Annotated in this window: 16 protein-coding genes; 5 read left to right on the forward strand and 11 right to left on the reverse strand. The window is 71.1% G+C overall.

What is annotated here, in order from left to right:
* Positions 1-49: 49 nt before the first annotated feature.
* The 11 genes from serS to ACEUEL_RS08375 form a co-directional block, all read right to left on the reverse strand.
* Positions 50-1,537, reverse strand: coding sequence for a serine--tRNA ligase (gene serS, locus ACEUEL_RS08325; RefSeq protein ID WP_405703896.1), 1,488 nt, complete (start codon positions 1,535-1,537; stop codon positions 50-52).
* Between the two features lie 244 nt (positions 1,538-1,781).
* Positions 1,782-2,579 (reverse strand): twin-arginine translocase subunit TatC, encoded by a 798-nt coding sequence (tatC, locus tag ACEUEL_RS08330; protein ID WP_405703897.1) that lies wholly within the window; start codon positions 2,577-2,579, stop codon positions 1,782-1,784.
* The gene (tatB, locus tag ACEUEL_RS08335; protein WP_405703898.1) at positions 2,576-3,628 is read right to left on the reverse strand and encodes a Sec-independent protein translocase protein TatB; all 1,053 of its coding nucleotides are present in this window, start codon (positions 3,626-3,628) and stop codon (positions 2,576-2,578) included. Before tatB ends, tatC begins: the two co-directional genes overlap by 4 nt.
* Before the next feature lie 113 nt (positions 3,629-3,741).
* Complete coding sequence (locus ACEUEL_RS08340) at positions 3,742-3,969, reverse strand: twin-arginine translocase TatA/TatE family subunit (protein ID WP_405703900.1); 228 nt, start codon at positions 3,967-3,969, stop codon at positions 3,742-3,744.
* Between the two features lie 146 nt (positions 3,970-4,115).
* Positions 4,116-5,195: an ABC transporter ATP-binding protein gene (locus ACEUEL_RS08345; protein ID WP_405703901.1), complete on the reverse strand. Its 1,080-nt coding sequence runs from the start codon at positions 5,193-5,195 to the stop codon at positions 4,116-4,118.
* A 277-nt stretch (positions 5,196-5,472) separates the two neighbouring features.
* Positions 5,473-6,165, reverse strand: a complete 693-nt coding sequence (scpB, locus tag ACEUEL_RS08350) for an SMC-Scp complex subunit ScpB (protein ID WP_405703902.1) — start codon at positions 6,163-6,165, stop codon at positions 5,473-5,475.
* Positions 6,165-6,974: a segregation and condensation protein A gene (locus ACEUEL_RS08355; protein ID WP_405703903.1), complete on the reverse strand. Its 810-nt coding sequence runs from the start codon at positions 6,972-6,974 to the stop codon at positions 6,165-6,167. The genes scpB and ACEUEL_RS08355 overlap by 1 nt, the downstream gene beginning before the upstream one ends.
* Before the next feature lie 22 nt (positions 6,975-6,996).
* The gene (gene nagZ / locus ACEUEL_RS08360) at positions 6,997-8,049 is read right to left on the reverse strand and encodes a beta-N-acetylhexosaminidase (RefSeq protein WP_405703904.1); all 1,053 of its coding nucleotides are present in this window, start codon (positions 8,047-8,049) and stop codon (positions 6,997-6,999) included.
* A 141-nt stretch (positions 8,050-8,190) separates the two neighbouring features.
* Positions 8,191-10,071: an SPOR domain-containing protein gene (locus ACEUEL_RS08365; protein ID WP_405703906.1), complete on the reverse strand. Its 1,881-nt coding sequence runs from the start codon at positions 10,069-10,071 to the stop codon at positions 8,191-8,193.
* A 99-nt stretch (positions 10,072-10,170) separates the two neighbouring features.
* Positions 10,171-11,937 carry an arginine--tRNA ligase gene (argS, locus tag ACEUEL_RS08370; RefSeq protein ID WP_405703908.1) on the reverse strand — a complete coding sequence of 589 codons (1,767 nt, stop codon included), beginning with the start codon at positions 11,935-11,937 and terminating at the stop codon, positions 10,171-10,173.
* 29 nt (positions 11,938-11,966) lie between these two features.
* Positions 11,967-13,142 carry a deoxyguanosinetriphosphate triphosphohydrolase gene (locus ACEUEL_RS08375; RefSeq protein ID WP_405703909.1) on the reverse strand — a complete coding sequence of 392 codons (1,176 nt, stop codon included), beginning with the start codon at positions 13,140-13,142 and terminating at the stop codon, positions 11,967-11,969.
* Positions 13,143-13,273: 131 nt separating this feature from the next.
* Between ACEUEL_RS08375 and erpA the strand changes: the two genes are divergently transcribed.
* From erpA to ACEUEL_RS08400, 5 genes are all read left to right on the forward strand, one after another.
* Positions 13,274-13,627 (forward strand): iron-sulfur cluster insertion protein ErpA, encoded by a 354-nt coding sequence (erpA, locus tag ACEUEL_RS08380; protein WP_405703911.1) that lies wholly within the window; start codon positions 13,274-13,276, stop codon positions 13,625-13,627.
* Positions 13,627-14,382, forward strand: a complete 756-nt coding sequence (locus tag ACEUEL_RS08385; RefSeq protein ID WP_405703913.1) for a 5'-methylthioadenosine/adenosylhomocysteine nucleosidase — start codon at positions 13,627-13,629, stop codon at positions 14,380-14,382. Before erpA ends, ACEUEL_RS08385 begins: the two co-directional genes overlap by 1 nt.
* Before the next feature lie 110 nt (positions 14,383-14,492).
* A complete protein-coding gene (locus tag ACEUEL_RS08390) occupies positions 14,493-14,627 on the forward strand; it encodes a hypothetical protein (RefSeq protein ID WP_405703914.1) in 135 nt (44 codons plus the stop codon).
* Positions 14,628-14,712: 85 nt separating this feature from the next.
* Positions 14,713-15,504, forward strand: coding sequence for an exodeoxyribonuclease III (gene xth, locus ACEUEL_RS08395; RefSeq protein ID WP_405703916.1), 792 nt, complete (start codon positions 14,713-14,715; stop codon positions 15,502-15,504).
* 123 nt (positions 15,505-15,627) lie between these two features.
* Positions 15,628-16,347 (forward strand): outer membrane protein, encoded by a 720-nt coding sequence (locus ACEUEL_RS08400; protein ID WP_405703917.1) that lies wholly within the window; start codon positions 15,628-15,630, stop codon positions 16,345-16,347.
* Positions 16,348-16,906: the final 559 nt, after the last annotated feature.

Raw genomic sequence — 16,906 nt, forward strand, 5'->3', positions numbered from 1 at the left:
CTCCCCGTCCCGGCCGCCGCGCTGGAGGCGGCTGGTCCGGGGAACGCCGTCAGAGCCGCTCCTGCAGCCCCTTCAGGATGGCCGGGTTCTCGATGCGGTTCAGCCCGCCCATATAGGGCTTCAGCGCATCCGGCACGGCGACCGAGCCGTCGGCGTTCTGGTAGGTCTCGAGGATCGCCACCAGCGCGCGCCCGACCGCGACGCCGGAGCCGTTCAGCGTGTGCACGAAGCGCGTCGCCTTCGAGCCCGCCGGGCGGTAGCGCGCGTTCATGCGCCGCGCCTGGAAATCGGTGCAGGTGGAGACGGATGATATCTCGCGATAGGCCTGCTGGCCGGGCAGCCACACCTCGATGTCGAAGGTGCGGGCCGAGGCGAAGCCCATGTCGCCGGTGCACAGGCGCTGCACGCGGAAATGCAGGCCGAGCTTCTTGAGCACCGCCTGCGCGCACGCCAGCATGCGCTCCTGCTCGACATCCGACTGCTCCGGCGTGGTGATCGAGACCAGCTCCACCTTGTTGAACTGGTGCTGGCGGATCATCCCGCGCGTATCGCGCCCCGCCGACCCCGCCTCGGCGCGGAAGCAGGGGGTGAGCGCGGTGAGGCGCAGGGGGAGTTCCTCCTCGGCGAGGATGGACTCGCGCACGAGGTTGGTCAGCGGCACTTCGGCGGTGGGGATGAGCCAGAGGTTGTTATAAGCGTAAAGACGAGCCAACTCGCTCAACTTTCCGCCATCCGCCTCCAATTTTGCTATTTCTTCCGCAGAGAGATACCGAATGGCCGAAAACTGATCATCCCGAAACTTCGGCAGTTGCGCCGTGCCGAACATCGCCTCGTCTTTCACCAGGATCGGCGGCGCCACTTCGAGATAGCCGTGCTCGGTGATGTGGGTGTCGAGGAAGAACTGGCCGATGGCGCGCTCCAGCCGGGCGAGCTGGCCCTTGAGCACCACGAAGCGGGCGCCGGAGAGCTTGGCGGCGGTCTCGAAATCCATCATGCCCAGTGCTTCGCCGATCTCGAAATGCTGCTCGGGCTGGAACAGATAGGCGTCCGGCGTGTCGTCCATCACCCCGCGCCACATCGGCACCGGCACCGTGCCGGAGGGCAGGTCCTCGCGCGGGACGAGCTCGTAGGAGGTGTTGTCGTGCTCGTCGACGCCGTCCGGCACGTCGTCGAGCGGCACGTTGGGGATGGCGGCGAGCTTGTTGTTGAGCTCCTCCTCGATGCGCTTCACGTCGGCCTCGAGGTCCGGGATCGCCTCCTTGATGCGCCCAACCTCTTCCATCAGCGCGGTGGCGGTCGCCTCGTCCTTCGCCTTCTTGGCGGCGCCGATCTCCTTGGAGGCGGCGTTGCGGCGGGCCTGAAGCTCCTCCAGCTTGACGATGCCCTCGCGGCGGCGGAGGTCGAGATCAACAAGCGCGTCGACCAGCACCTTCGCCTCGGCCTTGGCCTCGAGGCTCGCCTTGTCCGCCCCGGCGCGGCGCACCAGCGCGCGGATGAGGCCTTCCGGCTCCTCGCGAATCCATTTGATGTCGTGCATGGAGGTCTCGCCTTCGAACGCGCCCGCCGCGCGAGCCCGGCCCCGTGCCGGGCATCGCGATCGGGGACGCACGGACGTACCCAATCGCGGCGGGCGCGACAAGGGCACTTGCTCGCCCTCATGCCCGGGCTCGACCCGGGCACCTATTCTCCCGAGCGGCGGCGGCCGGCGAGCGGGGTCCCCCGGTCACGCCCGGGGATGAGGGAAGGAAGCCGCCGAATCCCGCCCCTGCGCCGAGTCAGCGTCAGACCGCGTCTTCCGCCGCGCGGGCGGCCTCGGCCGCGGCCTTCTTCCGCTCGACCATGCGCACCAGATAGACCGAGACCTCGTAGAGCGCGAGCGTCGGGATGGCGAGGGCGAACTGGCTCACCACGTCCGGCGGGGTGAGCACCGCGGCGAGGATGAACACGCCGACGATGGCGTAGCGCCTCGCCTTCCGGAGCTGGTCGGAGGTGATCACGCCGATCTGCGCCAGCAAGGTGAGGATCACCGGCAGCTGGAAGCAGATGCCGAAGGCGAAGATCAGCGTCATGATCAGCGAGAGATATTCGCTGACCTGCGGCAGCATGGCGATTTCCGCCGCGCCGGCCCCGCCCATCTGCTGCATGGACAGGAAGTAGGTCATCGCCAGCGGCATGGCGACGAAATAGACGAAGGCGGCGCCGATGACGAAGCAGATCGGCGTCGCGATCAGATAGGGCAGGAACGCACCGCGCTCGTGCTTGTAGAGGCCGGGCGCCACGAACATGTAGATCTGCGTCGCCACCACCGGGAAGGCGATGAACGCCGCGCCGAACATGCCGAGCTTGATCTGGGTGAACAGGAATTCCTGCGGGGCGGTGTAGATGAGCTTGACGTGCTCGCTGCCCCCGGCCGCGAATTCGAACGGCCAGAGCAGGATGTTGTAGATGTGCTTGCCCAGCATGAAGCAGGCGAAGAACGCGATGAAGAACGCGATCAGCGACTTGATCAGGCGCGCGCGCAGCTCGATCAGGTGCTCGATCAGCGGCGCCTTGGAGGCGTCGATATCTTCCTGGCTCATGAAGCCGGCCCTTCATCGCCGCCGCTGGCGGCCTTCCCCTTCCCCCGGCGCGGCTTCGGCGCACCGGCCGGCCCGTCGAGATCGGCGACCACGGCGCTGACCTCGGGCGGCGGCGGGGCACCGGGTGGCTCGGGAAGCTCGGGCTTGGGCGCGCGGCGGGGCTTGGCAGCCGGGCGCGCGGGCGGCCCGTCGAGATCGGCGACGACCGCGCTGACCTCGGGCGGCGGCGGGGCGCCGGGCGGCTCGGGAAGCTCGGCCTTCGGCGCGCGGCGGGGCTTGGCGGCGGCGTCTGCCGGCGCGGCCGCGATGGCCTTGGCGCGGGTGCGGGTCTTCCCGGCGGGCCCGGCAGCGGCCGGCGATGCGGCGGCCGGCGACTTGGCGGCACGCGATCGGGCGGGCTTTGCCGGGACGGACGCCGTGGCCGGCTCGGCCGCGGCGGGCGCCGCAACCACGGGCTTGGCCGCGCCAGGCGGAATCGCGGCGGCCTTGGCGCCCGCCTCGGCGGCAGGCGGCGTCCCGCTGGCGGCGGCGGGCGACGGCGCGGGCGTACCCGCCACGGGGGTGGCGGCCCCGCGGATCTCGTTCTCGATCGCCTGCGCCGACAGCGCGGCCGGCTCCGGCGGCGGCGGGAAGCTGGTATCCTCGAAGGCGGGCGGCTCGTGAACCGGCCCGACCGCAGGCGGCAGTTCGGTCGCGGCATCGGCCGGCTTGCCCGACAGCGTCTCCTGCACCGAGGACTTGGCGGCGCGGACCTCGCTCTCGATGTCGAGCAGCGGATTGGTCGGCAGCGCGCCGGAGATGGAATCGCGGGCCGTCGTGGCGAAGCCGGCGACGTCGTTCTTGAGGCCGGTCACCTGATCCTTGAAATCGGAAAGCTCGGCCTCGCGCAGCGCTTCCTGGAATTGGCCCTGGAACTCGCCGGCCATGCGCCGCAGCTTGGCGACGCCCTGCCCCACCGTGCGCAGCACGCGCGGAAGCTCCTTCGGCCCGATCACCACGAGCGCCACGATGCCGATGACCAGAAACTCGGACCAGCCGATATCAAACATTCCGCATGACGGAGGCGCGCTCGCGCACCCCCTCCCCGTTCCGGTCGGCAAAAAGGACGTACCCCCGCCGACGCCCGGTCGGCGGCGGAAAGACGATCAGGCGGCGGGCGGTGTCAGCCGACCTTGCTGCGCTCGGCCTCGACGCTCGCCTGGTGGTCGAGCGTGCGCACCGGCTCCGCCGGCTTGGCGGGCGGCGGGGTCTCGTCGTCGGCCATGCCCTTCTTGAAGGCCTTGATGCCCTTGGCGGCATCGCCCATCAGTTCGGACAGCTTGCCGCGGCCGAACAGGAGGAGCACGACCACCAGCACGATGATCCAGTGCCAGATGCTCAGCGAACCCATGTCAAACTCCTCTGACTCAACGTCGGCCCGGAGCCCGCGGGCCGTCTCCCGGAACCGGGGCGGACATTAGAGCATCGAACCGAAAAGTGTGAGCGGTTTTCGCACGGTGCGAGCCCCGCCCGTGCGTCTGCGGCCCTTCGCCTGATCTAGGACCCGATCATGGGGAAAACAAGGACCTCCGCCGGCTCGACGCCCACGCCGACATCACGACCGCGCGCGAGGCCGGCCGTGGCGGGACGCCGCGCCACCAGCGGCCGGTCGAGCCCCTGCACCGCGATCTCGTAGAGATCGACCTCGCCGAGGAAGCGGTGGCCGACGACGCGGCCCGGCGTGCCCGAGCCCGGCGCGCGCAGATCGATCCCCTGCGGGCGGATGGCGACGACGGCGCCGGCGCCCTCGGTGAGCCCCGGCGCGGGAAAGACGCCGAGCGGCGTGGCGACGTGGCCGTCCTTCACCGTTCCGGCGATCTCGTTGAGCTCGCAGAAGAAGCGCGCGGCGTCGAGATCGACGGGCGTGCGGTAGAGCACCGCCGGCGTGTCGAGCTGGACGAGACGGCCGCGCCGCATCAGGGCGATGCGGTCGCCGAGACGCATCGCCTCCTCGGGATCGTGGGTGACGATCACGCAGGTCGCCTGCGCCTCGCGCAGCACGCCCAGCGTCTGGGTGCGTACCGAATCGCGCAGGCGCTGGTCGAGGCCTGAAAAGGGCTCGTCCATCAGCAGGATGCCGGGGCGCGGCACCAGCGCGCGGGCGAGCGCCACGCGCTGCTGCTCGCCGCCGGAGAGCGCGTGCGGGTAGTCGCCGGCATAGCGCTCCAGCCCGACGCGGGCGAGCGCGCGGCGCGCCTCCGCCTCGGCGTCGGTCCGGTTCATCCGGCGCAGGCCGAAGGTGACGTTCTCGAGATTGGTGAGGTGGGGAAACAGCGCGTAGTCCTGGAACACCAGGCCGATATTGCGCTTTTCCGGCGGCAGGAAGGTCGCCGGCCCCGCGATCTCCCGCCCTTCCAGCAGCACGCGCCCGCCGGTGGGGCGCTCGATGCCGGCGGCGATGCGCAGCAGCGTGGTCTTGCCGCAGCCCGAGGGCCCCAGCAGGCACACGATCTCGCCGCGCGGCACCTCCATCGACACGCCGCGCAGCGCGGGGGTGTCGCCATAGGCATGGCGGATATCCTCGAGCGTCAGCCGGCTGGCGATGGAGGCCGGCGTACGCACATGTTCGGCAAGCATTCGGTTCGCCTCTTCTGCCCCCGACCCGATTTCGACTTCCGCGCTCCGCCCCGCTCTTCGCCTGCCGCGCCGTGCACGTCAACCGGGCGCCGGAAGCGGCACCGGCCGACAGGCCCCGCCGCGCGCTCCCCCGGACGGACGTCGGCACGGCCGGGTTTACGTCAGGGGGCCGGCGCGGGTGTGGGACTAGTCGGCCAGTTCGCGCCCCCCACCCGGCGCTCCGCGCCGACCTCTCCCCGGCGGGGAGAGGGAAAGAGACGAGGCACACGCGCCCCGGCTACTCCGCCTCCTCCCCGTCCTCCGGCTCGGGGGCGGAGGCGAGGTCGACGAGGTCCGGCTCCAGCGGGTCCTCGTCGTCGTTGAGGCCGGCATCGTCGCTCGGCAGCGGCACGGTGAGGCCGGCCGGCACGCGCGGATCGATCAGGCCGGTGCCCTTCAATTCTTCGAGACCGGGCAGGTCCTGGATCGATTCGAGCCCGAAATGGATCAGGAACGCTTCCGTCGTGCCGTAGGTGACCGGCCGCCCCGGGCTGCGCCGGCGCCCGCGCAGGCGGATGAAGCCGGCCTCCAGCAGCACGTCGAGCGTGCCCTTGTTGGCGGCGACGCCGCGGATTTCCTCGATCTCGGCGCGGGTGACCGGCTGGTGGTAGGCGATGATCGACAGCGTCTCCAGCGCGGCGCGGGAGAGCTTGCGGGTCTCGGGCTTGTCGCGGGCGAGCAGGAAGCCGAGATCGGGCGCGGTGCGCATCTGCCACTTGCCGGCGACGCGCACCAGGTTGACGCCGCGATCGGCGTAGTCGGCGGCGAGTTCGGCGAGCAGGCCAGCGAGGTCGGCCCCCGCCGGCAGGCGCGCGGCCAGCGTCGCCTCGTCGATCGGCTCGCCGGCGGCGAACAGCATCGCCTCCAGCAGCCGCAGCGCCGGGGCGCGCTGCGGGGCCGGCAGGGGGAGAGCGTCGACGGCTCCCGCCATCACGCCTCGTCCCGGCCGCCGTCGCGCCCGCGCGAGCGGATCCAGATCGGCGCGAAGGGGGTGTCCTGCTGCAGGTCGATGATCCCCTCGCGGACCATTTCGAGGCTGGCGGAAAAGCCGGAGGCGAGCGCGGTGGCGCGCATTTTCGGATCGGCGATCCAGCTCAGCAGGAAGCCGTCGAGCCGCGCCCATTCGCCGTCGGAAGCGAGGCGCCCGAGCAGGCGTTCCAGCCGCTCGCGCGCGTCGGCGAGCGGGATGACGTTGCGCGGGGGAAAGCGCACCTGCGACAGCGCCGCCTTCTGCCGCTGGGCGCCATAGGCCGCGAGCAGTTCGTAGAGGCTCGCCTCGTAGCGCACCTCGCCGGTCGCCGGTAGCACTTCGGGCCGGCCGCGCGCGAACAGCTCGACGCCGAGCCGGTCGCGGGTGGCGAGATGGGCCGCGGCGGCGCGGATGCGCTCCAGCCGGCGCAGGCGTTCGGCGAGGTTGGCGGCGAGGTCGGCGGCGCTCGGCCCCTCTTCCCGGGGCGGCTCGGGCAGCAGGAGGCGCGACTTCAGATAGGCGAGCCATGCCGCCATCACGAGATAGTCGGCGGCGAGTTCCAGCCGGATGCGCCGCGCCGCCTCGATATAGGCGAGGTACTGCTCGGCGAGCTGCAGGATGGAGATGCGGGAGAGGTCGACCTTCTGGGTGCGGGCAAGCGCGAGCAACAGGTCGAGCGGCCCCTCGAAGCCGTCGATGTCGACGACAAGGGCGTTCTCGCCGCGCTCCCGCTCGGGGCCGGCCTCGAAGGCGAACTCGGTCTGCTCCATCGCGGACGGCGCCCGTGAGATGTCAGGTCACGGCGATCATATCCGAAAACCGGCGGCGCGCGCTCGAAACATCGAAATCGCCGGAGCGGCGGATGCGCGCGAGAGCGCTCGCGCAGCGGCGCGCCGCCTCGCCTTCCAGCAGCGGCGCGGCGGCGGCGACCTCCGCCATTTCCGCCATGTCGCCGTTGCAGTGCAGGACGAGGTCGCAGCCCGCCGCGATCGAGGCCCGGGTGCGCGCCGCGAAGGAGCCGGCCAGCGCCTTCATCGAGAGGTCGTCGCTCATCAGCGCGCCGTCGAAGCCAATATGGCCGCGGATGATCTCGGCGATCACCCGCGCCGAGGTGGTGGCGGGATGGTCGGGGTCGATGGCGGCATAGACGACATGCGCGGTCATGCCGAGCGGCAGGTCGTTGAGCCGGCGGAAGGGCTCGAAATCGGTCGCCTCCAGCACGTCGCGCGGGGTCTCGACCACCGGGAGCGCCTCATGGCTGTCGGCGCGGGCGCGGCCATGGCCGGGGATGTGCTTGAGCACCGGCAGCACGCCGGCGTCGAGCAGCCCATCCGCGGCGGCGCGCGCAAGGCTCGCCACCTGCGAGGGCGTCTCGCCATAGGCGCGGTCGCCGATGATGCCGTGGCCCTCGGGCAGGCGCAGGTCGGCGCAGGGCACGCAGTCGACATCGATGCCGAGGCTCGCGAGATCTTCCGCCATCAGCCGGGCGCCGAGCCGGGCGGCGTCCATCGCCGCATGCGCCCGCCCCTGCTCGGCCATGCCGGCGAAGACGGCGGCGGGCGGATAGGCCGGCCAGTGCGGCGGGCCGAGCCGCTGCACGCGCCCGCCCTCCTGGTCGATCAGCACCGGGGCGTGGCGCCCGACCGCCGCGCGCAGATCGGCGACGAGCGCGCGCAGTTGGTCGGGGGTCTCGACATTGCGCCGGAACAGGATGAAGCCCCAGGGCGCCGCCTGCGCGAAGAAGGCGCGCTCGGCCGGGGTCAGCACGGGGCCGGCGCACCCGGCGATGAAGGCCCGAACGGGACCGGCGGAGGCAGGAGAACCGGGGGAAGTGTCGGCGGGCATGGCAAGGATTTCCGTGGCCCGTGAATGGCGGCCGAAAGGAGGAGAAGGCGCCGCGGGCGAGCTGCATGCCCGCCGTTTCAGCCCGCGGTGGCGATCGGCCACGGGCGATGGCGGGTGGCCGGGTCGCGGCCACCCGGCCGGTCAGTTGCGCTGGACCATGCAGTCGCCGCCCTGCGCGCGCAGGTTCTGGCAGAGCTCGTTGGCCTGATCGCGCGAGGCGAAGGGGCCGACCTGCGCACGGTAGTAGATGCCGCGATCGCCGAGATCGGCGCGGCGGATGCTGACGCGCTGGCTGCCGAGCACGGCCGGATAGCGCGCCTGCACCTGCTTCCACGCCGACTGCGCCTCCGCCTCCGAGCGCTGCGCGGCGATCTGGACGACGAAGCCGCCGGTCGACGCCGTGGTGGCCGGCGCGGGCGTCGCCGCCGCGGCGGGGGCCGGCGCCGCGGCGCGGGCGGCCGGCACCGGCACGTTGGCGGGCGCCGGATCGGGTGTCGCCGGCGCATAGGCGACCGAGGACGAACCGCTGTCGACCGGAGCGGCCGGCGCGTCCGGTGCATCGGCCGCCGACGGGGCGACGATGGTGCCGTCGGCGCGGACCTGCAGGGTGCGCACGCGCTTGGGCTCGGCGGCGTTGGCGGAGGGCTGGACCGGCGAGCCGATGGTCGGCATGGCGCCGAGCGGCGCCGGGGTCGAAGGGGTCTGCGTGGCGCCGCCGGTGGGCGGCAGGATGACGCGCGGCTGCTGCGGCTGCGCGGCCTGGCTCACATCGACCGGCTGCTCCTCGCGGGAGACCATCTGCTCCTTGCCCGACACGGTGCCGCCGCCGACGCGGTCATAGATGAGCTTCTGCGAGTCGCTCGAGGCGGTGTCGGTCTCGGAGGGCGGCGGCACCACCTTGTTGGGGCCCTGATCCGCCCGGATGACCGGCGCCGAGCCGCTGTCGCTCGCGACGCTGGCGGTGTGGCCGCCGGTGAAGAAGCGATAGCCGTAAATGCCGGCGACGCTCACGCCCACGAGGCCGAGGAAGGCCGCGACGATCATCATCTTGCGGCGCAGTCCGGAGGGCTGGGCCTCCTCCTCGTCCTCGTAATCCTCGAACTCGTCGTCCGGGTCGTAGCTGCCGTCGTCGTAATGATCCTCGTCGTCGGCGGTGCGGCTGTAGTCGTAGCCCTCGCGCTCCTCCGCCTCGCGCCGCTCGGCGGTGCGGGCGCGCGCCTCGGCGGCCGGCGCGACGGGACGCGGCGGCATGGCGAGCGGCTGGCGGCCGCGCGCGGACGTCTCGGCCGGGGGCGCGGGCTCGCGGCGGATGGCCTCGATCGCCTCCTCGAAATCGATGTCGATCTCAGGCTCGGCCGGGCGCACCGGGGCGCGCGCGGCCGGCGCCGGACGGACCGGCGCGGGCTCGGCGAACAGCGCTTCGGATACCGCATCGGCGCCGCTGCGATAGGCCGGCGACGGCTCCGGCGCGCGCAACGGCGCCCGCGGGGCCGGCTCCGGGGCGGCCCGCATCACCGGCGCCGGACGCTCGGCCGGCGCGCGCTCCGACCGCGGGCGCTCGGCGAAACCGCGCTCGGCAGGAACGGGATCGGCATGAGAATAGTCGGCCGCAGCGCGGTCGTAAGCGGCCGGACGCACCGGCTCGGCGGCGCGGATGGGCTCCACCGGACGGGTCGGACGCTCGAAATCGCGCAGCGCCTCGTGCGCGGAGGCCGGGCGCGGGGCCGGCGGCTCGACACGCGGACGGCGGACTTCCGGCTCGGCGGGATAGACCGGCACCGGCTCCTCATCGGCCGCCGGATCGCGGCGGGTGAAGGGCGCCGGCTGGCGGGCCACCGGGGCGGGGCGAGCTTCGCGGGCGGCCTGCTGGCCGCCGCCCTGGAAGAAATCGGCGAACGGATCGTCCTGGCCGATCAGCCGGGCCAGTTCGGCGAGCGGGTCTTCGGCCGGACGGGGCGAGGAGCCCCTGCCACCGAACACCGGCTCGTCACGCACCTGCTGAAGCCTGCTGTCGTTACCCATATTCACCGAACCCGTTGGAACAGAACGCTGTGATACCCGTCGCCGCGACCGGTATCCCCCGCACCCCGTTCGAGAGACCTGGGGGCCGGCCCGGCATGCTCACCGCATTTCCTCCGGCGCACCGACGCCGAGGATCGCCAGTCCGGAAGCAAGAACGACCGATACGGCGTGAACGAGACCGAGTCGAGCATGGGTCAAGAATCGATCATCTTCGATAATGAAGCGTAAATGAGGCAGGTCAGTCCCGCGATTCCATTGGGCGTGCAAGGCAGTTGCGAGGTCGTAGAGGTAGAATGCCACCCGGTGCGGCTCGCGCGCCAGGGCCGCCTGCTCGATCAGTCGGGGATAGCTCGCCATGAGTTTGGCGATGGCGATCTCCCCCTCGTCGTCGAGCCGCGCGAGATCGGCGTCGGCAAAGGCGACGGGCGCGTCGGCGAGGTCCGGGAAAGCAATCTTCGCGTTGCGTAAAACCGACCGACAGCGGGCATGCGCGAACTGCACATAGAACACCGGGTTTTCGCGCGCCTGCTCGATCACCTTGGCGAGATCGAAGTCGAGCAGCGCGTCGTTCTTGCGGTAGAGCATCATGAAGCGGACGGAGTCGCGCCCCACCTCCTCGACCACCTCGCGCAGGGTGACGAAATTGCCGGTGCGCTTCCCCATCTTCACCGGCTCGCCATCACGCAACAGGCGAACAAGCTGGCACAACTCGATGTCCAGGCTCGCCTTTCCGTCGCTGACCGCCTTCACCGCGGACTGCATCCGCTTGACGTAGCCGCCATGGTCGGCGCCCCAGACGTCGATCATGGCGTTGAAGCCGCGGTCGACCTTGTTCTTGTGATAGGCGATGTCGGCGGCGAAATAGGTGTAGCTGCCGTCCGACTTCACCAGCGGGCGGTCGATGTCGTCGCCGAACTGCGTGGCGCGGAACAGGGTCTGCTCGCGATCCTCCCAGTCCTCGGGAAGCTCGCCCTTGGGCGGCGGCAGGCGGCCCTCATAGACCAGGTCGCGGGCGCGCAGTTCGTCCAGCAGCCGGTCGATGGTCGAGCCGTTGCCGCCCGCCCGGTCGTGCAGCGTGCGCTCGGAGAAGAACACGGCGTGCTCGACGCCGAGCCGGGACAGGTCCTCGCGGATCATCGCCATCATGGCGTCGATGGCGACCGTGCGCACGATCGGCAGCCATTCCGCCTCCGGCTTGTCCATCAGGCCCGGGCCGAAGCCGGCCTTCAGCGCCTCGCCGACGGGGATGAGATAGTCGCCCGGATACAGCCCCTCCGGGATGGTGACGGTCTCGCCCAGCGCCTCGCGGTAGCGCAGATAGGCGGAGCGGGCGAGCACGTCGACCTGCGCGCCGGCGTCGTTGATGTAATACTCGCGCGTCACCTGGAAGCCGGCGACGTCGAGCAGGTTCGCCAGCGCATCGCCGAACACCGCGCCCCGGCAATGGCCGACATGCATCGGCCCGGTCGGGTTGGCGGAGACATATTCGACATTGATCGGCGCCCCCGCCCCGATCGCGGCGCGGCCGAAGCCCGGCCCCTCGGTGAGCACGGCCTTCAGCACCTGCGGCCAGATCGAGCCGTCGAGGCGGATATTGATGAAGCCGGGACCGGCGACCTCCACCGCCGCGACGCCATCCACCGCGCGCAGCTTGGCCGCCACCGCCTCGGCGAGGTCACGCGGCTTGGCGCGCGCTTCCTTGGCCAGCACCATCGCGACATTGCTGGCGAGATCGCCATGGGAGGGATCGCGCGGCGGCTCGACGACGGCGCGGGAGGCATCGAGCCCGGCGGGCAGGACGCCCTCGGTGGCAAGGGCCTCGACCGCGGCGCGGACATGGCCGGCGAAAATCGCGAAAATGTTCATGGAACGGCTCCCGGAAAGCGAGGGGGCGCCTAGCGCAGTTCCGGTGTCGAGTCAAAAAGCCGGGCGTGCTCGGCGAGCGCGTAGCGGTCGGTCTGGCCGGCGATGAAATCGGCGATGCGACGGGCGCGACGCTCTTCCGCGAGCCCCTCCACCGTGGCGCGCCACTCGGCCGGCAGGGCGGCGGTATCGCCCATGTAGCGGCCGAACAGGTCGCGCACCACCTCGCCGGCGGCGGTCATCACGCCCATCACGCGCGGGTGCCGGTACATGCGGGGGAAGAGGAAGTCCTTGATCGCCCGCTCCGCCTGCGCCGTGCCTTCCGAGAAGCCGACAAGCGCGGCGCCGGCGCGGCGCACGTCGTCCGCACAGGATGGCGCCAGACGCGCCGCGCGGCGGCCGGTCTCGGCGACCACGTCCTCGATCAGCCGGGTGATGAGCAGGCGGCCGATCTCGTGCACGAGGCGGCCCGGCTCGATGCCCGGCCAGTCGCCGCGCACCTCGCCGATCAGGCCGCCGACCAGCGGCAGGCCGGCGATGTCGTCCAGCGCGAACAGGCCGGCGCGCAGGCCGTCATCCATGTCGTGGACGTCATAGGCGATATCGTCGGCGATGGCGGCGACCTGCGCCTCGGCCGACGGCCAGCTCCACAGCCAGAGGTCCTGCCGCGCGGCGTGGACGGCGACGGCGTGCGGCAGCGCCGCCGTGTCGAGCGGGCCGTTGTGCTTGACGATGCCTTCCAGCGTCTCCCACGAGAGGTTCAGCCCGTCGAAGCCGGGATAGCGGTTCTCGAGGCGGGTGACGACGCGCAGCGCCTGCGCGTTGTGGTCGAAGCCGCCATAGTCGCGCATGCAGGCGTCCAGCACCCGCTCGCCGGCATGGGCGAAGGGCGGATGGCCGAGATCATGGGCGAGCGCCAGCGCCTCGGCGAGATCCTCGTCGAGGCCGAGCGCGCGGGCGAGCGAGCGGGCGATCTGCACCACCTCCAGCGTATGGGTGAGCCGGGTGCGGTAGTGATCGCCCTCGTGATAGATGAAGACCTGCGTCTTGTGGGCGAGGCGGCGGAAGGCGCTGGAATGGATGATGCGGTCGGCGTCGCGGCGGAAGGCGCTGCGCCCCCCGCCGGCCGGCTCGGCGATCAGCCGGCCGCGGCTCTCCTCGGCGCGGGCCGCAAAGGCCACGCGCGGTACCGCCCCCGCGACCGCCATGCCCGCGCCCTCCCCGCCGTGCGGGCCCGGCATCCGGCGCCGGCCCCGCGAACCTCGTCCGCCGCCCCTTTGACTCGGCGACGGCAGCACTTAACTATGGGACGAAACGGATTCAACCCGAAGGTCTGCCCATGACCGCCCCTGCCGCAACCGAGGCCGCCGCCGGCGTCGATGTCACCGACCGCGCGGCCCGCCGCATCGCCGAGATCCTCAAGGACGAGCCCGCCGCCAGCGTGCTGCGGGTCAGCGTCGAGGGCGGCGGCTGCTCCGGCTTCCAGTACAAGTTCGACATCACCCGCGAGCGGGCCGAGGACGACATCGTCATCGACCGGGCCGGCGCGACGGTGGTGATCGACCCGATGTCGCTGGAATATATGGCCGGCTCGCATATCGATTTCGTCGACGACCTGATCGGCGCCTCGTTCAAGATCGCCAATCCCCACGCCACCGCCTCCTGCGGCTGCGGCACCAGCTTCGCGCTCTGATGCGTCCGGTCGGCGTGCTCTGCGCGCTGCCGCAGGAACTTGCCGGCCTCACCGCCGCACTCGATGCCGACGCGACCAGCACCGCCGCCGGCATGCGCTTTCATGCCGGTCGGCTCGACGGGCATGACGTGGTGCTGGCGCAGGCCGGCATGGGCAAGGTCAACGCCGCCATCGCCGCGACACTGCTGATCGAGCGCTTCGGCGCACGGGCGGTGGTGTTCTCCGGCGTCGCCGGCGGCCTCGATCCGGCGCTCGCCATCGGCGACGTGGTGCTGGCGGAGCATGTGATCCAGCACGATGCCGGCTATTCGACGCCGTCGGGCTTCGTCACCTATCAGGCCGGGCACCTGCCCTTCTTCAACCCGGCCGACGGGCTGGGTCTTCCGGCCGATGCGGCGCTGCTGGCCCGCGCCGGCGCGGCGCTTCAGGGGCTGGAACTGGCGCCGCTCTCCCATGCCGCCGGGGGCACCGGCGCGCCGCCCCGGCTCGTCACCGGGCAGGTGCTGACGGGCGACTATTTCGTCAACAGCGAAGCCGTGCGCGAAGCGCTGTTCGCGCGATTCGGCGCCCAGGCGGTGGAGATGGAGGGTGCGGCGATGGCGCAGGCCTGCGCGGCGTTCGGCGTGCCCTGGCTGGTGATCCGGGCGCTCTCGGACCTCGCCGGGGCGCAGTCGCATCTCGACTTCCACGCCTTCGGCGCGGAGGTGGCGCGCTCCTCGGCGCTGATCCTGCGGCGGCTGCTCGGCGTGCTGTGAACGGCAGATTTATGCCGGCCTTACGTCGGCGTCCCGCTTTCTGTCTCGAAACTTTATGCGGTGCTGCCCACACTCTCCATCACGGCCGACCCCGGCCGATGGAGACTGAAATGGTCCTTGCCCATCTGTGGACCCACTTCGCCGCGATGATGCGCGGCCTCGACCGGCGGCTGACCGACTCCGCCTGCCAGCACGGCCGCTACTGCGTCGCCGACGAGAAGATCCGGCAGCGCGCGCCGCGCTGAGCGCCATTTGCGCGGCGCCCCTCACCCCGGCATGCTGCGCGCGATTCAAGGGGCGCACGCCCCGTCGGAAGCGGACAGCAAGCGCATGCGCATCGCCACCTGGAACGTCAATTCGATTCGCCAGCGCGTCGACCAGGCGGTGGCCTGGCTGAAGGAACGCCAGCCGGACATCGTCTGCCTGCAGGAGATCAAGTGCCTCGACGACGCCTTCCCGCGCGGGGTGTTCGAGGATCTCGGCTACAATGTCGCGGTGCACGGGCAGAAGACCTTCAACGGCGTCGCCATCCTCTCGCGCCTGCCCTTCGACGAGGTGACGACCGGGCTGCCGGGGGATGACGGCGACGTGCAGTCGCGCTTCATCGAGGTGGTGGTGTCGACCAAAGGCGGCGTGCTGCGCGTGTGCGGCATCTACCTGCCCAACGGCAATCCGGCCGGCACCGACAAATACGCCTACAAGCTCGGCTGGATGGCGCGGCTGCGGGAGCTCGTCGCCGATCGGCTGCGGCTGGAGGAACCGCTGGTGATCGCCGGTGACTATAATGTCATCCCCGAGCCGGCGGATGTGCACGATCCCGCCGCCTGGGCCGGGGACGCCCTGTTCCTGCCGCAGACGCGGGCCGCCTTCCGGGCGCTGACCGGGCTCGGCCTCACCGACGCGGTGCGCGCCACCACCGATGCGGCAGGGCTCTACACCTTCTGGGACTATCAGGCCGGCGCCTGGCCGCGGAACAACGGCATCCGCATCGACCACATCCTGCTGTCGCCGCAGGCGGCGGACCGGCTGGCCGGGTGCGGCATCGACAAGCATGTGCGCGCCTGGGAAAAACCGTCCGATCACGTACCGGTATGGGCCGACCTGACGCTGGAAAAGCGTTGACCCAAGGTAAATTTGTACGTACACATATAAGTTGGCGGGTGTGACCGGCGGGTGACAGCTTTTCGCGGGGGCCGGGTATAGAACCTGCCCATCGCGTCAAGCGCAGTAAATGAGTGGCCCCCCATGAAAAAGATCCTTCTCGCAGGCGTCGCCTGCCTCGCCTTCTCCGCCGGCGCCGCGTCCGCCGCGGATCTCTCCGCCAAGGCCCCCTACCCGGTCAAGGCGCCGATCGCCGTCGTGCCGTCCTTCAGCTGGACCGGCTTCTACATCGGCGCCAACGTCGGCTATGGCTGGGGTTCGGCCGATACCAACACCCCGATCTATGACGCCGTCTATGTCGCCAGCGTCGATCCGTCGGGCTGGTTCGGCGGTGGCCAGGTCGGCTACAACTACCAGTTCGATAACAACGTCGTTCTCGGCGTGGAAGCCGACATCGAGTTCGGCTCGCTGACCGATTCGGTCTATTTCAACGACTTCCTCGACGTCTACGGCACCAACAAGATCGACTACTTCGGCACCGCCCGGGTTCGCCTCGGCTACGCCATCGATCACTTCCTGCCGTACATCACCGGCGGTCTGGCCTGGGCCCACAACGAAGTCCGCGCCACCGTGTTCGACGGCGAGACGGCTTACTCGGGCAGCGACGACAACACCTCGATCGGCTGGACGATCGGCGGCGGCGTCGAGTACGCCATCACCGACAACTGGACCGTCAAGGCCGAGTACCTGTACGCCGACCTCGGCAGCGACAACTACAACGCTGTCCGTTTCGACGACATCTACTCGACCAACGTCGATCTGAAGATCCAGACCGTCAAGATGGGCGTGAACTACAAGTTCTGATGCTTCCTGGCCGCCGGGCGGGGGCTGGGCGGCGCCAAGGGAACGGAGAACGGCCGGGGCAACCCGGCCGTTTTCTTTTATGGCACGGCGATGGGACGCGATCCGCCGCATGGCGATCGGACGACCGGCCCGGCGGTGGTGGGTGGCGACTCCCGCCGTCCGTGGCGGCGGCACGATCGTCATCCCGGCCGCAGCCGAAGGCGGAGAGCCGGGATCGCCGACCCGCACCGGCGCCCGGGCGCGGCACGCTCCTCCCCGTCACGGCCCGGCTCGCCCGTGCCCGCCACGATGCGGCGGCGCGCGTGAGGCAGGCAGGTCCTCCGGTCAAGCCGGAGGACGACGCGCGGGAGATGGCGGCGCGCGGCAGCAGGAATGCGGGGACGTCCGGGCGCCGCGGGAGCGCGGCCTCCTCGCGTCAGGCGGCAGCGGCGCGCCGGGAGCCTGTCTGGAAAGCCCTCCGCAAGAGCCCGTCCCGTTCGGATGGAACATCCGAACGATCAGGAACTGCTCCCGATTCAAAGAGCTGGGGCAATTCCTTTTCCATCAGATGAGTCCATCT

The sequence above is a fragment of the Ancylobacter terrae genome, assembly GCF_045108345.1.
In the GTDB taxonomy this organism is placed as follows: domain Bacteria; phylum Pseudomonadota; class Alphaproteobacteria; order Rhizobiales; family Xanthobacteraceae; genus Ancylobacter.